Origin of the sequence: Clostridium sp. BJN0013 (genome assembly GCF_040939125.1) — a bacterium.
GTDB lineage: Bacteria > Bacillota > Clostridia > Clostridiales > Clostridiaceae > Clostridium_B.
Genome location: NZ_CP162495.1, coordinates 636,656 through 651,062 on the forward strand (window position 1 = coordinate 636,656; position 14,407 = coordinate 651,062).

Sequence of the window (14,407 nt, forward strand, 5' to 3'; positions counted from 1 at the left end):
TTTTCTTTTTCAATCCATCTAGAAATATAATAGAGTTTGTGAAATAATACAAAATTATTAAAGAATAGATATAAAGTTATTTTTACTGGCTATTTATTTAAAGATACTTTAATATAAAAATTGTTAGAAAAGTGTAAAAGGAGATGAATGTATGGAATTTAAAGGACTGTGGGATATTTATGAAATAAAAACTATCAATGGTAATTATGCCCATATGGAAGTACAATCTTTTATAAAAATTAATGATAATGGAAAAGGACAGCTTCAATTGGGATTGACCACCGGGGATTTAACAGGGGAAATTGTAGAGCAAGGAAGCGGGAAAAAATTCATATTTAGATGGCTTGGAATGGATAAACTTAAAATAGTAAATGGCAGTGGTTGGATTGAAATTGTAAAGGAAGATTTCATAGAAGGGGAAGTTACATTTTATAATGGACAAAAATGGAGAATTTCAGCTAAAAAAAATAAGTTCATATAAGGTATAAATTTAAATATAAAGTAATATATTACATAAAATGGAGTGGTATTTGGCATTATTTATTTAATTTGAATAATTTTAATCTTTTTTTAATAATTTAAGAAGGAAAAAATAAAATATTGTAGAATGTATACAATAAATTGCTTGAAATTACTTGAATTACAAATTATTTAAGGAGGAATATCAAAATGAAATCTTTAAAAGGGAAATTATTGAGAAATGGTTTAAAAGTGTTGGGAAATGTATCTTTATTTTTATCAGCAGTAATTTTAGTTGTGACATCGAGTGGCGGATATTACCAGCCAAAATGCCCTGAGAAACTTTTAAAATAGTAATTTAGGTTTTTATGAATGTTGTAGTTAAAAACATAAAAATATTAACGTATAACATTTGTAAAAGCCTTGGCAACAAAGGAGGAATTATATGGATACTATTGTAAGAGAAATAGTATTGGATACTATAGAAGTATTACTTATTTTGGGAATTTTTGAAGCATTGTGTAATAGAAAGAGATTTGTAATAGAAAATAAAATCAGAACGGGATTATTTTATATATTGTTTGTTTTTGTAACTTATTGGAGCACATTTCATATGTCTATGTCTTATCATACACCGGTTCTTGTAGTGTTTGATATTTTATTACTGGCATATGTTATGAAAATAAAGCTTTTTGATTCCACAGTTATAATTTGCTTATTTTTTACAATACTTTTTATTACGGAAAACTTTATTGAAGTTATTCAAATGATTATATTTGGAATAAACTTAGAGCAAAATTTTTTAGGCAGATATTTTTGGATTGGTGCAATAACTTCCAAAACATTGCAAATAATTATTGTAGCTATGATTTTTAAATTCAATTCCTATTTTGTTAAACTTAAATTATTCGAAAAGGAAGGAAAAGTTTTTGCAAATTTAATAATTGAATTAGGAGTAGTTAGTGTGTTTATGTTTTGTGTTAACTTTAGTATTTTTAATATAAAAAATATTCAAACCTATAATATGTTTATTTTTATATTATACTTTACATTTTTAATAATAAAATTTAGAAGTTTAAGAGAAAAAGAAATGCTTGTAAATATAAATGCTAATTATAAAGTGCAAAAACAGCAAATTAAGAATATGGAGGAAATAATAAGCATAATAAGACAGGAAAAACATGATTTTGCCAACCATATTAATGTTATACAGGGGCTGTGTTTGTTGAACAAACCTAATACGGTAGAGAGAATAAACAACTATGTGAAAAAAATATCAGGTACAATACATTCTTCTTTTAGATATCTAGATACAGGGAACGATTACATAGATGGCATGTTATCCATAAAAAATAACTATGCCATGAAAAACAATATTGACTTTAAAGTTATAATCGATGAACCCTTTAGTTTGATAAAAATTAGAGAGGATGAATTAATAAGTATTATAAGTAATCTTGTAGATAATGCCTTTGAAGCATTTATTAAGTCAGATGTTGAAAATAAAGAAATATCTATTATCACCTTTAAGGAAGGTATGAATTTTTGTATTGAAATAGCTGATAATGGAGATGAAATTCCTAAAAATATAAAGACAAAAATCTTTGAAAAGGGTTTTTCTACAAAAACCAAACAAAAGGGTGGACATGGCTTTGGATTATATATTATCAAACAACTGGTTGAAAAAAATAATGGCAGTATATTTTTAGAGAGTACTCCCCAAAGAACCAAATTTACAGTAAAATTTAAAATGGAGGATTAACTAAATGAATGGACTTATAAACTGTGTGGTAAACAAAATTTCTGAGACTAATCCACAATTTTCAGATTTGGAATTGAAAAAGATAGCCTATGGACTGGAATGCATATTTGATGAAATAACAAAAATCATCCCCTATTTTATTGTATTCTGGCTGTTTTCCCTTCATAAGTATTATTTAATTATTCTTATATTTTTTTGTCCTATAAGATTATTTACAGGAGGATATCATGCCAAAACTTACTGGGGATGCTTTTTTATTACTTTTATCACATTTTCAGCTATAATTTTTATGGGTAAATATATTTTAATCAATAATGTTATTTTAGTGGCTTTACTGATTATATCCTTTATATTTGTGTGTATTTTTGCGCCTGTAGACAATGTTAATAAGAGGATAAAAAGTGAGCAGTGGAGGAGAAAAGTAAAACATATTTCTATGGTCATCACTTTTTGTTTGAGTGTATTGTGTTATTTTTTACCTGAGGCATTTTTAAATACTGCTGTAATTTCCATTACATTTTCAGTAGTACTTATGATGGTAGGTAAAATAATGGACTTAAAAATATCTTAAAAAGTAATGAATATATGGTTATTTCACATAACATAAGGACAATATTTATCTATAATAAGTTTTACTTATTAAATAGTTTTGTCGGCCAGGTATTATGTGAAATATTTAGTATGTGATTATCTTATAAAATTAGTAACTGCCATTGGTTCTTTTTGGGGTAATGAAATTCCAGCCTTTTTTCCTGCCTGGATACATTTTAAAAGCCAGGCCATATTTTTACCTAATGTTCTCATTGTCTGCATTCCCTCCAAATCTTGTTTCACCTCTTCTGGAGTATTTCCATGAACCATATTCCAATATTGAGAGGATACCACAGGCATGTTTGAAATAGTAAAATATTTGTTTAACTGTTCAAAAGCTGCTGTTGCACCTCCCCTCCGGCAACTTACAATTGCAGCCCCCGGTTTATATTCAAAGCAATTCCCTGCATAGAAAAATCTATCTAGAAAAGATGTTATAAGACCAGATGCTGATGCGTAATGTACAGGGGAACCGAATATAAAACCATCTGCCGCTTTAGCCTTTTCCAAGGCCGCATTTACAGTATCATCATCAAATACACACTTGCCGGATTTAGTATTAAAACAGTTGTTACAGGCTGTGCAACCTATAATAGGTTTATTTCCTATATGAAAAATTTCTGCTTCAATTTTTTCTTTTTCCAGCTCTTTTGCTATTTCGCATAAGGCAGTATAAGTACATCCCTTAGCTTTTGGGCTTCCGTTGATAAGCAATACTTTCATAATTAACACCTCATTTTTTAATTTATCCGAAGGCTACCATTGCTAATACCCCCCCAGCTTCTTCAAAGGTGGGGGATAAGCACTGCTACACCCCTGGATAAGTTCTTCTAAGGTTCAGATAAAAGTATTCCTCGTAGGCAAACTCCACCTGAACCCAAGAATCACTTGATTATTAATAATAGTACCATATAATTTAACAATATGGTTTAAATGGTAAAAATTCTTTTTACAGTATTTTTAAAGTAAGCTTCATGTAATAAGAGAGCCATGGTATTATTGTTTTATTTAGAATACATATGTTTTTATGGATGAAATAGACAAACAGTAAATTATTTGATATAATGTAATAAAATATATATAAAAGGAGAGTTGTTATGGAAAACAAAAAAACAGTGGAATTAGTTCTAGGACTTATTGGAGGTATTTTAGGAATTATAGCAGGTATTTATTCAATGAATATTGGAGGGCTGGCATCTGTATTTCAGGTTGATAAGGCAGTTACAGTAAATAATTTTGGAATAGGTGCTATATTGTTGTCAATACTAGGCATCATTGGAGCTTTAATAGTTAAAAGTAAAAGGAAGCTTGGAGGAATATTTATGATTATTGCAGCTTTAGGAGGGCTTGTATGTATAACTTATTTTTATATTCCATCGGGTATACTTTTAATAATTCCTGGCTTGATGAGCATCATTAAGAAAAAAGATGAGAGCAAACCCAAAGCAGTTGTATAATAGTACTTTTTAACACATGGAAACCTTGACTTGATTTTTAAGTCAAGGTTTCTATTTTTTTGCATTGAAATAGACATTGCCAATTTGTTAGTGCTTATTTTTTGTATTTTATATTAATTCAATTTAACATAAATAAAAAATGCGCTCTTTTTAGGATAGTTTATACTGATTTTGGAAGGAGGTGTTTTTTTATGTACAAAATTGAAGACATATTAAGGGAAATAGAAGCGTTAAGAGTCGAATTAGTGGATGCAATTAGAAGTAAGGAAAATTTGCTTGATCCGGATATAATCAAGGAAAGTCAAAGATTAGATTTGATTTTAAATGAGTATAACAATATGATCAAGCAAAAAATGCACAATGTGAAAGACTAAGAAAAAGAGAGGCTTTGGCCTCTCTCGCAGTTTAAAAATTTAGTTCCAATTTTTTATTGATATCCAAGATATAAGAAATAAGATTTTCCCTTAAATCACTACGTTTTAGGGCATATTCTATATTAGCTTCAATGAATCCTAGCTTGTCACCTATATCATATCTCTTTCCTTCAAAACAATAGGAATATATTGCCTCTTGCTTTAACAATTCTTTTAATGCATCTGTAAGTTGAATTTCATTACCTTTTCCAGGTTTAGTTCTTTCTAGTATATTAAATATTTCTGGTGTTATTATATATCTTCCTAAAATAGCAATATTGGATGGAGCTTCCTCTTCTTTGGGCTTTTCTACCATGTTTTTTATTTTACGAACTCTATTGTCGATTTGTATACCGTCAATAATTCCATATTTGGATACATCTTTTTTGTTAACAGGTTGTACCCCTATAATTGATGTATTATACTTGTTATAGCAGTTAATTAGTTGTTTTAAACAGGGAACTTCACTATCTACTATATCATCTCCCAATATAACACCAAAGGCTTCATTACCTACAAAAGCTTTTGCAAGACTTATAGCGTGACCTAATCCTTTTGGCTCTTTTTGACGTACATAATATATGTTCACCATATTGCTTATATTTTGAATCAATTCCAGCAAGTTATCTTTATGGCTGCTTTTTAATTCATCTTCAAGTTCTACGGACTTATCAAAATGATCTTCAATGGATTTTTTATTTTTGCCTAGAATTATTAATATTTCTTCAATACCTGAGTTAACGGCCTCTTCTACTACATATTGAATTGTAGGTTTATCTACTATTGGTAACATTTCTTTAGGCTGTGCTTTTGTAGCAGGCAAAAACCTTGTTCCTAGACCGGCAGCGGGAATTACTGCTTTTTTTATACTCATAATAGCTTACCACCTTTTCTAATTTTAAAGTTATTTAAAATGAGAATATCATTTAACTTTTAAATTTACTGTTTAACGTTATATAAAATTATACTTGTCTTTTGTTGTATAAATATCAAAAAATTGTGTGAAATCTATGTGATTATAATTATTTTTTATTTTGGTACTGGATAAATTTTTCTAATATATCTGAGTTGTCCTTAAAAAAGTTGTTTAGTGTTTCAATTTTTGTTAATGCATTGGAAGTTATGTTATGTTCTATGAGTTCCACATTTATCAATATATCTTTTTGTACACCTATTATTTTTAAAAATTGTTCAATTATAATATGACGGTTTAAAAGAAATTCTCCTATATTTATACCTTTTTCTGTGAGTTGTATAATTCCATATTTTTCATAATTCACAAATCCTAATTTGGTTAATTTTTGAACCATCTTAGTTGCAGAGGAGGCTTTTATATTTAATAATTCTGACAGGCTATTTATACGGGCATAACCTTCTTCCAGATAGCATCTGTATATCATTTCCAAATAATCTTCCATACTGTGAGTTAAACTTTTTTTTTCTTTTTCTAAGATTTCATACCCTCTAACAGTATGAAAGGATTGATTATTATTCATAAATAACACTTCCTATATAAACTTGATGTTCTTTTAAAGATATATGTTTAATAATCATGTATAATTACTTTTATCGGGTGTTGACTTTGAATTGAAATTATGGTAATATGGGCAAGATAAAATCAAGTACTCAACCTTTAAGACTAGTTCCGTGAAGCTAGGAAGGCATAGTAAGAATTATAATATTATTATATTTATGGTATAATAATGCCTTCCAACGGGGAAGGCATTTTTTTAAGCCTTTAAATTTAGCACAGAGATGCTGACAAGGAGGAATGAAATGTTAAAAGGAAGACATCTAATTGATGCAATGGATCTTTCAACAGAAGAATTAGAGGAAATATTTAAACTTTCCGATGAAATAATTTCAAAAGAACAAGAATTTTCACATATCTGTGAAGGAAAGCTTCTGGCTACCTTATTTTATGAGCCAAGCACCAGAACTAGATTGAGTTTTGAATCTGCCATGCTAAGACTAGGTGGAAAAGTAATGGGATTTTCAGAACCGGGATCAAGTTCAGCTTCAAAGGGTGAGAGTATAGCAGACACCATAAGGGTAATTAGCTGTTATGCAGATATAGCTGCCATGAGACATCCCAAAGAAGGAGCTCCAAAGATTGCAGCCATGTATTCCACAATACCTGTTATAAATGCAGGAGATGGAGGACACCAACATCCTACACAAACCCTTACAGATCTCTTAACTATTAAATCTATAAAAGGAAAATTATCCAATCTAAAAATAGGCTGTTGTGGTGATTTGAAGTTTGGAAGAACAGTACATTCACTTATTAAAGCCATGTCTAGGTATGAAAACAATAGTTTTATATTAATATCTCCAGAAGAATTAAAGATTCCTAATTATTTAAAGAAAGAGTTAAATAGAAAAAATGTTAAATATGAAGAAACTAGAAATTTGGAAGATTCTATAGAATCTCTAGATATACTATATATGACCAGGGTGCAAAGAGAAAGATTTTTTAATGAAGAGGATTATATAAGACTTAAAGATAGTTATATACTTGATAAAGGAAAAATATTCAGGGCAAGAGATGACATGATAGTTCTTCATCCGCTGCCTCGGGTTAATGAGATTTCCTATGAAATAGACAAGGATCCTAGGGCTTATTACTTTAAACAGGCTAAGTATGGCATGTATGTAAGAATGGCTTTAATGATAAAATTACTTGGAATTCAGTAAGGGGGAGATGTAATGCTTACAATTAATAGTATAAAAAATGGAATTGTAATTGATCATATAAAAGCAGGATATGGAATGAAAATATATAAGTATTTGGACCTGGATAAGGCTAATTATTCTGTAGCCCTCATAATGAATGCAGAAAGTAAAAAATTCAATAAGAAAGATATAATCAAAATAGAAAATAATATAGAATTGGATTTGGCTGTATTAGGATTTATAGACCCTAATATAACAATTGATATTATAAAAAATGAAACTATATATAAAAAGATAAAGTTAAAGTTACCAGATAGAGTGGAAAATATTATAGTCTGTAAAAATCCAAGATGTATCACTTCCATAGAAAAAAATATACCTCACATTTTTAAGTTAGTAGATGAAAATACCGGAGAGTATAGGTGCGAATACTGTGACCAGATATATGAAAATTGATCATTATAAAAATTGTGTAAAGTTTTGGAAAGGGAGTTAAATATGGAACTTCTAATAAAAGGAGCCAGGATAATTGACTATTATCAGGATTTTATAGGAGATATTTATATAGCTGATGGAATTATAAATAAAATAGGAGTAAACTTAAATGATGACTGTCTTAAAATAGATGGAAAAGGATTAGTAGTTATGCCTTCTTTTGTGGATCTCCATGTACATTTTAGGGAACCTGGATTTACAATTAAGGAGGATATAGAAAGTGGAAGCAAGGCTGCAGTTAAAGGGGGATATACCATGGTAAATCTTATGGCAAATACAAATCCTGTGTGCAGCAATATGGACACTGTAAACTATGTTTTAAAAAGAGCCAGCCAGGTAGGGATTTTAGATGTACATCAGTGTGTATCCATAACTGATAATTTTGAAGGAAAGGATACAAGTCATTTAGATAAATTGGATGACAAGGTAAAAATAATATCTGAAGATGGAAAAGATGTTATGGACAGTGCTGTTATGCTAAGGGCAATGGTAAAGGCCAAAAAATCTGGAAGAATAGTTATGTGTCATTCAGAGGACCACTCTCTTTCACATAGGGATATGAGATTAGCGGAAAATATAATGACCTGGAGAAATATCACCCTATCTGAATTTACAGGGTGTGCTGTGCATGTAGCTCATGTGAGTACAAAAGAAGCTATGGAGTATATAATAGAAGCAAAAATTAAAGGAGTAAATATAACCTGTGAAGTTGCACCACATCATATAGTACTTTATGAAAATGACTATAGAGTAAATCCACCTATTAGGACAGAGAAGGATAGAAATTTCTTAATAAAATCTATTAAAGAGGGATGGGTGGATACCATAAGTACTGATCATGCCCCTCATACTGCTGAAGACAAGAGGAAGGGGGCACCAGGTATATCGGGAATAGAGACTGCCTTTAGCCTATGCTATACAAATCTTGTGAAAAATGGACATATAACTTTAAACAAACTTTCAGAATTGATGTCTAAAAATCCTTCTGATATATTAGGTGTAAAAAAGGGTAGGATAACTCCTGGCTATGACGGGGATTTGGTTTTACTTGATTTAAATAAGGAATATAAAATACAAGGGGACAAATTTTTATCCAAGGGCAAAAATACTCCTTTTGAAGGATATAGGGTATTTGGGGACATAGTTAAAACAATAAAGGCGGGAAAGATTGTATTTGATAATGCTTCCGATTGGAGTTGGAATTTATGATTATTGATGAATTGTATGAAACTGTAAATAAAAAGGGAAATGTATGTGTAGGTTTGGATACGGCACTAGAATACATACCTGAGAATATAAGAGAACGTCATGAGAATATAGAAGATTGTATATTTGAATTTAATAGGACAATAATAGACAGTACTTTAGATGTAGCTGCCTGTTATAAAGTTCAGATTGCATATTATGAAGCACTTGGTATTGAAGGACTTAGAGCTTACAGTAAAACCTTAAAGTATATAAGGTATAAAAATGCCCTGTCCATTGCAGATATTAAAAGGGGAGATATAGCAAAAACAGCTGAAATGTATGCAAAGGCCCATTTTGAAGGGGAATTTGAAAGTGATTTTGTAACGCTGAATCCATACATGGGATTTGATACCATAGAACCTTATTTGCCTTATGTAGAAAATAACAATAAAGGATTATTTATATTAATAAGAACTTCAAATAAAGGAGCAAAAGATCTTCAGTATGTAGATACGGGAAAAGGCGCAAAATTATATGATGTTGTGGGAGGAAAAGTAAACTCCCTTGGAAAAAAGTATCTAGGAAATTGTGGTTATAGTTCCCTGGGAGGGGTAATAGGTTGTACCCATCAGGAAGAGGGTATAAAGCTGCGAAAAAATTTAGAAAATGTATTCTTTTTAATACCGGGATATGGAGCTCAAGGGGGCACTGCAGAGGATATTTCAGTTTATCTCAAAGAGGGAAATGGAGGAGTGGTTAATTCTTCAAGAAGTATACTACTTGCTTATAAAAATAAAGAAGATGGATTTAAAAAGTATGGGGAATGTGCAAGACAGGAGTGTATTAAAATAAGAGATGATATTTTAAAAATATCGCAGAATAAAAATTCTTAGTATATAGAATATTTTGGAATGGAGAAGAAATTACATTGAAAAGTAAATTGGATTATAGGGTTGAAAAGGTATTTAAAAATAGACAAATATCTGAGAATTTATATGAACTTGAAATACAGGGAAATTTTGAAGGAATACCCGGTCAGTTTTATATGTTAAGATGTTGGGATATGGAGCCTGTACTTTGGAGGCCTATAAGTATACATTATATGGATGAAAAAAGAATAGTTTTTTTATATCATGTAACGGGTAGAGGAACTAAAAAGCTCAGCAGTTTAAAATCAGGAGACCAAATGAAAATTTTAGGACCTCTTGGAAATGGTTTTTATATAAAAGATATAATAAGAAAGAATATTGCTATAATAACAGGAGGAATAGGTATTGCCCCTATGCTTTATTTGGCAGAGAATATAAGAGAGAAAATTAAAGCAGACAAACTATTGTATAGGGATTATAAATTAGACTTGTATGCAGGGTTTAGAGACAATACATATTGTATGGAAGAATTTAATTCTTTGGTAGATAATATTTATATTTCTACGGAAACAGGATTGGAAGGCAAGAAAGGATACATAACGGATATTTTTAATCCTGAAAAGTATGATGTGGTGTTATGCTGTGGTCCTCAGGTAATGATGAAAAAAGTAGTAAATATGTGCAGAGAAAAACAGGTAACTGTATATGTGTCTATGGAAAACCGCATGGCTTGTGGAATTGGAGCTTGTTTGGTATGTACCTGCAATACAATTGGTGGAAATAAAAGAGTGTGCAGGGATGGGCCAGTTTTTTTAGGCACTGATATAGTAATATAACAATTGAAAAGGAAGGAAGATTATTTATATTGATAGATATATGTGGTGTAGAGTTTAAAAATCCTGTAATTGCCGCTTCTGGAACTTTTGCTTTTGGAGCAGAATACAATGAAATTTACGATGTATCAAAATTGGGAGGTATATGTTCCAAGGGGCTTACACTGGAGAGAAAAGAAGGTAACAATGGCATAAGAAGCTTTGAAACCAGGTCAGGTATGTTAAATAGTGTAGGTCTTCAAAATCCAGGAGTGGAACATTTTATAAAAGTTGAACTTCCAAGAATGAAAAAATTTAATACAGCAATTATAGCTAATTTAGGGGGAAGTAGTAAGGAGGAGTATATTAAGGCTGTGGAGAAATTAAATGATTCTGCAGTGGATATTATAGAGCTTAATATATCTTGTCCCAATGTGAAAAGTGGAGGTATGGCCTTTGGAATAAAATCTAAAGTAGCTGGTGAAATTGTACATTCTGTAAAGAGGGTGTGTAAAAAACCTCTCATGGTAAAACTTTCTCCCAATGCAGAGGATATTGTAGATATGGCCTATACATGTTGTCAGGCAGGAGCGGATAGTCTGTCTCTTGTAAATACATTTAAAGCTATGGCTGTGGATATAAAAAATAGGAAAGCTGTATTTGATAATATAACTGCAGGACTTTCAGGCCCTGCAATAAAACCTATAGCTCTCAGAATGGTATATGAAGTTTCAAAGGTTGTAGAAATTCCTGTAGTAGGAATAGGTGGAATATGTAACTGGCAGGATGCTGTAGAGTTTATAATGGCTGGAGCCAGTGCAATACAGGTTGGAACCGCCAATTTTATAAAACCTGATATTTGTTTGGATATAATAAAAGGTATAGAAGAATACATGGAAAAAGAAAAAATTAAAAATTTGAATGAAATAAGAGGAATAATATAAGAGGTGGACTATGGATAATTTAGTTATAAAGTCTTTAAAAGAAGTAGGTGCACTTTTAGAAGGACATTTTTTGCTTTCTTCGGGAAAACATAGTGATAAATATTGCCAGTGTGCAAAACTTTTGCAATATCCTTCTAAAGCAGAAAAGGTAATAAGAGTTATTGTGGATAAATTAAAGGATGTAGATTTTGATAAGATAGTAGGACCTGCCATGGGAGGTATTCTAGTTTCTTATGAGCTTGCAAGACAAACAGGAAAACCTGGTATATTTGCAGAAAGACAGGATGGAAATATGATTGTAAAAAGAGGATTTGAAATAAATAAAGGGGAGAAAATAATAATATCGGAGGATGTGGTAACCACAGGAAAATCTTCTTTAGAAGTTGCTAAAGTAATAGAAGGATTGGGCGGGGAAGTTATAGGTATATGTTGTATAATAGATAGGAGATCAAGAGATGTTAATATACCTTATCCTATTTATAGTGCAGCAAAATTAGATATAAATACTTATGATAAAAAAGACTGTCCTATGTGCAGAGAAGGACTGGAATATGTAAAGCCAGGAAGCAGGGTGTTTAAGTAACAATTCACAATGCACGATTCACAGTTTGTAGTGTGCGGTGTATTATAATTTAAAATAAATTTATATTAAATTCATATTGAATTCATTTCTGTATAGTAAATTAATTATTTGTAAAATTTAAAAAGTTTTATATTATTGAAATAATTAATTGAATTTTAGAAATGAATTTAATTTTTGGTATAGAAACTGAATTTTAGCTTTTAAAATATTATATTTATACTGTGAAAATTTTGTGTTTGGTAATTTTAATAGGTTTATAAAAAATTATTACTATTTATATTATTTTTAAGTTATAATAAGTAATAATTTTTAACATAGTATGTTATTATATACATGGAGAATTACAATAATTTCTTTAGGAATTTAAGCTTGATATTATATATTTATCTGAAGGCGGCAATTAGCTAGCTTCCAGCTTCTTCAAAATGGGAGATAAGCACTGTTATGCTTCAGGATAAGTTTTGTTTCTATTAATACAGAGTATAGGAGGAGTTTTTTAGTGGGTAAACCAAGTATTTTTAGTAAAGATTATGGAAAAAAAGTGAGACAACGCAGGAGAAATATAGTTATATTGGTTGTAGTATGTTTACTAGTGATAACTTTAGGTGTAATTTATATAAGAGGGGCATTTAAAGATGTGATAAATACAAAGAATGCAAAGGTTAATAATTCAGCTGTGAATAAACAAACTACGGATAACAATAAAAATGTACCTCAATCTGATAACAAAGCTGAACCTAAGGAAAAAGACACAAAAAAAGAAAATTCCTATAAAGTACAATTAAGTGATGGCAGAGATATTACATTGACTTATGAAGGGGACAGTAGTAATAAGGCGTTTAAAAGTGCTGCAGCAGCATCTGGTGATGTGGCTTATGATATTAATCCATCACATAAGAATATAATTTTATTTGATAATGCAGCCCAGAGCATGCTATTAGTTGATATAGAAGGCAATAAACAGGATGTAACAAACTCTCAGTATGTTTCTACTTCAGGAGATGTTATACAAAAGGATTCTCAAATATCAAGCAACCCATCCTATGTATGGTGTTCTTCTCCAAAGTTTTTGGATGATGGCAATATTGCATACATAAGCCAACTACCATGGATTGGGAAAACAACTAAATATGTTTGGATAGAAAATATTCAGGACAAAAGTCATATTATGGTACAGAACATACAGGGTGAGGATATAAAATTTGGAGAGCTGACGGAAAAGGGACTTACGGTAATTGCAGACGGAGTAACTGTTTATATGACAGCATCTGGTTCTGTGAGCCAGTAGAAAAATATCTTTAATTTTTAATTGAAATTTTAATAGTTAAATGTTTTTGTGTAAATAATATTTTTGGAGGGATTATGGATGTAGGACTGTCTTCCGCCAGTTTTTATCCCTATGTAAATACAGAGGAAAGTATAGCTTTAATGAAGAATTTGGGATTTAATTCTGGGGAAATATTTTTAAATAGCATTAGTGAGTATGAAGAAGATTTTGCAAATATAATTTTAGAACAAAGTTTAGAAAATGATTTTAAAATTAATTCCGTGCATGGATTTTCTTCTTCTTTTGAACCTTATTTATTTGACGAATACAAGAGGAGAAGAGATGATTCCTTTTTACAGTTTGAAAAAATATGTAAATTTACTAAAATCGTAGGAGCTGATTGCTACACTTTTCATGGAATGAGAAATAAAAAATTACATGAAATTTCGAAAGAATTTGTATTTGATGCATATGATAAGTTATTATATATATCAGGAGAATATGGAATAAAGCTTTGCCAGGAAAACGTATTTTGGTGTATGTCAGGTAATATTGATTTTTTATATATGCTGAAGGAAAAGTATGGTAACTCAATATATTTTACTTTGGACATAAAACAGGCATATAGAGCAGGAAGGACACCGGAAGAATACATAGAAGTCATGGAAGATTCCATAGAAAATCTACATATAAATGATAAAAACTGTGAAAATTCTTGTTTGCTTCCGGGAAAGGGAGATGTAAATTTTAAAAAAATATTTTGTAAATTAAAGGAAATAGGGTATAATAAGATAGGAATAATTGAAGTATATAGAGATAATTATAAAAACTATGAAGAATTAAGTAGTGCTAGAAATTATATTAAAAATTGCTTTACATAATTAAAAAAAA

At 30.2% G+C, this 14,407-nt stretch carries 18 protein-coding genes; 15 read left to right on the forward strand and 3 right to left on the reverse strand.

Annotated features, from left to right (window positions below):
- Positions 1–151: 151 nt before the first annotated feature.
- From AB3K27_RS03485 to AB3K27_RS03500, 4 genes are all read left to right on the forward strand, one after another.
- On the forward strand, positions 152–481 hold the full coding sequence (locus AB3K27_RS03485; RefSeq protein WP_368489860.1) for a hypothetical protein: 330 nt from the start codon (positions 152–154) through the stop codon (positions 479–481).
- A 188-nt stretch (positions 482–669) separates the two neighbouring features.
- On the forward strand, positions 670–813 hold the full coding sequence (locus tag AB3K27_RS03490; RefSeq protein WP_368489861.1) for a cyclic lactone autoinducer peptide: 144 nt from the start codon (positions 670–672) through the stop codon (positions 811–813).
- A 91-nt stretch (positions 814–904) separates the two neighbouring features.
- Positions 905–2,221 carry a sensor histidine kinase gene (locus tag AB3K27_RS03495; RefSeq protein WP_368489862.1) on the forward strand — a complete coding sequence of 439 codons (1,317 nt, stop codon included), beginning with the start codon at positions 905–907 and terminating at the stop codon, positions 2,219–2,221.
- A 4-nt stretch (positions 2,222–2,225) separates the two neighbouring features.
- Positions 2,226–2,792 (forward strand): accessory gene regulator ArgB-like protein, encoded by a 567-nt coding sequence (locus tag AB3K27_RS03500; protein WP_368489863.1) that lies wholly within the window; start codon positions 2,226–2,228, stop codon positions 2,790–2,792.
- 116 nt (positions 2,793–2,908) lie between these two features.
- On the opposite strand, the gene AB3K27_RS03505 is transcribed toward AB3K27_RS03500, so the two are convergent.
- Positions 2,909–3,535: a flavodoxin family protein gene (locus AB3K27_RS03505; protein WP_368489864.1), complete on the reverse strand. Its 627-nt coding sequence runs from the start codon at positions 3,533–3,535 to the stop codon at positions 2,909–2,911.
- A 374-nt stretch (positions 3,536–3,909) separates the two neighbouring features.
- Here AB3K27_RS03505 and AB3K27_RS03510 point away from each other — a divergent pair, with 374 nt between their 5' ends.
- The gene (locus AB3K27_RS03510) at positions 3,910–4,269 is read left to right on the forward strand and encodes a DUF4064 domain-containing protein (RefSeq protein ID WP_368489865.1); all 360 of its coding nucleotides are present in this window, start codon (positions 3,910–3,912) and stop codon (positions 4,267–4,269) included.
- A 191-nt stretch (positions 4,270–4,460) separates the two neighbouring features.
- Entirely contained in the window at positions 4,461–4,643 is a 183-nt protein-coding gene (locus AB3K27_RS03515; RefSeq protein WP_368489866.1) for an aspartyl-phosphate phosphatase Spo0E family protein, read from the forward strand.
- Between the two features lie 31 nt (positions 4,644–4,674).
- Here the strand turns inward: AB3K27_RS03515 and galU are convergent, their stop codons facing one another.
- Positions 4,675–5,556, reverse strand: coding sequence for a UTP--glucose-1-phosphate uridylyltransferase GalU (gene galU, locus AB3K27_RS03520; protein WP_368489867.1), 882 nt, complete (start codon positions 5,554–5,556; stop codon positions 4,675–4,677).
- A gap of 148 nt (positions 5,557–5,704) precedes the next feature.
- Positions 5,705–6,178, reverse strand: coding sequence for a transcriptional regulator MntR (mntR, locus tag AB3K27_RS03525; RefSeq protein WP_368489868.1), 474 nt, complete (start codon positions 6,176–6,178; stop codon positions 5,705–5,707).
- Between the two features lie 280 nt (positions 6,179–6,458).
- Between mntR and pyrB the strand changes: the two genes are divergently transcribed.
- The 9 genes from pyrB (at position 6,459) to AB3K27_RS03570 (ending at position 14,397) form a co-directional block, all read left to right on the forward strand.
- Entirely contained in the window at positions 6,459–7,379 is a 921-nt protein-coding gene (gene pyrB, locus AB3K27_RS03530; RefSeq protein ID WP_368489869.1) for an aspartate carbamoyltransferase, read from the forward strand.
- 12 nt (positions 7,380–7,391) lie between these two features.
- The gene (locus AB3K27_RS03535; RefSeq protein WP_368489870.1) at positions 7,392–7,814 is read left to right on the forward strand and encodes an aspartate carbamoyltransferase regulatory subunit; all 423 of its coding nucleotides are present in this window, start codon (positions 7,392–7,394) and stop codon (positions 7,812–7,814) included.
- A 42-nt stretch (positions 7,815–7,856) separates the two neighbouring features.
- Complete coding sequence (locus AB3K27_RS03540) at positions 7,857–9,062, forward strand: dihydroorotase family protein (RefSeq protein WP_368489871.1); 1,206 nt, start codon at positions 7,857–7,859, stop codon at positions 9,060–9,062.
- Positions 9,059–9,934: an orotidine-5'-phosphate decarboxylase gene (pyrF, locus tag AB3K27_RS03545; RefSeq protein WP_368489872.1), complete on the forward strand. Its 876-nt coding sequence runs from the start codon at positions 9,059–9,061 to the stop codon at positions 9,932–9,934. The genes AB3K27_RS03540 and pyrF overlap by 4 nt, the downstream gene beginning before the upstream one ends.
- Positions 9,935–9,969: 35 nt before the next feature.
- Positions 9,970–10,746: a dihydroorotate dehydrogenase electron transfer subunit gene (locus AB3K27_RS03550; RefSeq protein WP_368489873.1), complete on the forward strand. Its 777-nt coding sequence runs from the start codon at positions 9,970–9,972 to the stop codon at positions 10,744–10,746.
- Positions 10,747–10,775: 29 nt separating this feature from the next.
- Complete coding sequence (locus AB3K27_RS03555; protein WP_368489874.1) at positions 10,776–11,666, forward strand: dihydroorotate dehydrogenase; 891 nt, start codon at positions 10,776–10,778, stop codon at positions 11,664–11,666.
- Between the two features lie 10 nt (positions 11,667–11,676).
- Entirely contained in the window at positions 11,677–12,249 is a 573-nt protein-coding gene (gene pyrE, locus AB3K27_RS03560) for an orotate phosphoribosyltransferase (protein WP_368489875.1), read from the forward strand.
- A 499-nt stretch (positions 12,250–12,748) separates the two neighbouring features.
- Positions 12,749–13,537 carry a hypothetical protein gene (locus tag AB3K27_RS03565; protein ID WP_368489876.1) on the forward strand — a complete coding sequence of 263 codons (789 nt, stop codon included), beginning with the start codon at positions 12,749–12,751 and terminating at the stop codon, positions 13,535–13,537.
- A gap of 74 nt (positions 13,538–13,611) precedes the next feature.
- Positions 13,612–14,397 (forward strand): sugar phosphate isomerase/epimerase family protein, encoded by a 786-nt coding sequence (locus AB3K27_RS03570; protein WP_368489877.1) that lies wholly within the window; start codon positions 13,612–13,614, stop codon positions 14,395–14,397.
- The last annotated feature ends 10 nt before the right edge of the window (positions 14,398–14,407 follow it).

Coding starts and splice junctions, on each gene's coding strand:
- AB3K27_RS03485 (WP_368489860.1), top strand. CDS start 152: ATGGAATTTAAAGGACTGTGGGATATTTATGAAATAAAAACTATCAAT.
- AB3K27_RS03490 (WP_368489861.1), top strand. CDS start 670: ATGAAATCTTTAAAAGGGAAATTATTGAGAAATGGTTTAAAAGTGTTG.
- AB3K27_RS03495 (WP_368489862.1), top strand. CDS start 905: ATGGATACTATTGTAAGAGAAATAGTATTGGATACTATAGAAGTATTA.
- AB3K27_RS03500 (WP_368489863.1), top strand. CDS start 2,226: ATGAATGGACTTATAAACTGTGTGGTAAACAAAATTTCTGAGACTAAT.
- AB3K27_RS03505 (WP_368489864.1), bottom strand. CDS start 3,535: ATGAAAGTATTGCTTATCAACGGAAGCCCAAAAGCTAAGGGATGTACT.
- AB3K27_RS03510 (WP_368489865.1), top strand. CDS start 3,910: ATGGAAAACAAAAAAACAGTGGAATTAGTTCTAGGACTTATTGGAGGT.
- AB3K27_RS03515 (WP_368489866.1), top strand. CDS start 4,461: ATGTACAAAATTGAAGACATATTAAGGGAAATAGAAGCGTTAAGAGTC.
- galU (WP_368489867.1), bottom strand. CDS start 5,556: ATGAGTATAAAAAAAGCAGTAATTCCCGCTGCCGGTCTAGGAACAAGG.
- mntR (WP_368489868.1), bottom strand. CDS start 6,178: ATGAATAATAATCAATCCTTTCATACTGTTAGAGGGTATGAAATCTTA.
- pyrB (WP_368489869.1), top strand. CDS start 6,459: ATGTTAAAAGGAAGACATCTAATTGATGCAATGGATCTTTCAACAGAA.
- AB3K27_RS03535 (WP_368489870.1), top strand. CDS start 7,392: ATGCTTACAATTAATAGTATAAAAAATGGAATTGTAATTGATCATATA.
- AB3K27_RS03540 (WP_368489871.1), top strand. CDS start 7,857: ATGGAACTTCTAATAAAAGGAGCCAGGATAATTGACTATTATCAGGAT.
- pyrF (WP_368489872.1), top strand. CDS start 9,059: ATGATTATTGATGAATTGTATGAAACTGTAAATAAAAAGGGAAATGTA.
- pyrE (WP_368489875.1), top strand. CDS start 11,677: ATGGATAATTTAGTTATAAAGTCTTTAAAAGAAGTAGGTGCACTTTTA.
- AB3K27_RS03570 (WP_368489877.1), top strand. CDS start 13,612: ATGGATGTAGGACTGTCTTCCGCCAGTTTTTATCCCTATGTAAATACA.